The following is a 959-nucleotide window of genomic DNA, read 5'->3' as shown; positions in this document are numbered from 1 at the left end:
GGCTATAACGATGCCAGCGCGTTCCTAACACAGTTAAAGAAGCAGCCGGACACCGCCTTTCTAGCCGAGGTTAGTTCGGTGCCACTGCAACAATGCTTGCGCCATCAACAAAGTGCGTTCAAGCATTTCTTTGCCAAGCGGGCGCGGTACCCCAGCTTTAAATCGAAGAAGCACCGGCAGTCAGCCACCTTTGCCAGTTCGGCATTTTCGTACCGTGACGGGCAGATCACGCTCGCCAAGTGCCGTGAACCGCTAAACATCCGCTGGAGCCGCGACCTGCCTGCGGCACCGAGCACAGTGACGGTATCCAAGGATGCAGCAGGCCGTTACTTCATTAGCTGTTTGTGCAAGGTAGACACTGAGGCGTTGCCAATTACGTTCAAGATGGTCGGTATCGACCTGGGGATCAAAGACCTGTTCGTGACCAGTGACGGCCATCGGGTGAATAATCCCCGCCACACTGCCCGCTATGCCCGAAAGCTAGCGAAGGCGCAGCGGCGCCTCAGCCGTAAGCAAAAAGGCTCGAACAACCGAGCCAAGGCACGGTTAAAGGTCGCTCGCTGTCACGCCAAGATCGCTGACACGCGCCGTGACCACCTGCATAAACTCACCCGCCAGATCGTTAACGAGAACCAAGTGATTGCAGCGGAGAGTTTGCAGGTGAAGAATATGGTCAAAAACCGCCATCTCTCTAACGCCATCAGTGATGTTGGCTGGGGGGAGTTGGTTCGCCAGCTTGACTACAAGGCGGCCTGGGCGGGAAGGCAGTTTGTCCAGATTGATCGCTGGTACCCAAGCTCAAAACGCTGCCATAGCTGCGGCTTTGTGCTGGAATCACTACCGCTGAATGTTCGCACCTGGGACTGCCCAGATTGCGGTACTCAGGGCATCGACCGCGACGTGAATGCGGCCCGCAACATTCTGCAAGCAGGCACCGCGCTATTAGCCGGTGCAGATGG

General features: G+C 56.8%; 1 protein-coding gene. It reads left to right on the top strand.

What is annotated here, in order from left to right:
* A partial coding sequence (locus A3220_RS16595; protein WP_062376053.1) for an RNA-guided endonuclease TnpB family protein occupies positions 1-959 on the top strand: 959 nt, incomplete at both ends.

Source organism: Halomonas sp. KX33721 (genome assembly GCF_001596805.1).
Taxonomy (GTDB): domain Bacteria; phylum Pseudomonadota; class Gammaproteobacteria; order Pseudomonadales; family Halomonadaceae; genus Vreelandella; species Vreelandella aquamarina.
This window is presented reverse-complemented; position numbering and strand designations above follow the sequence as displayed.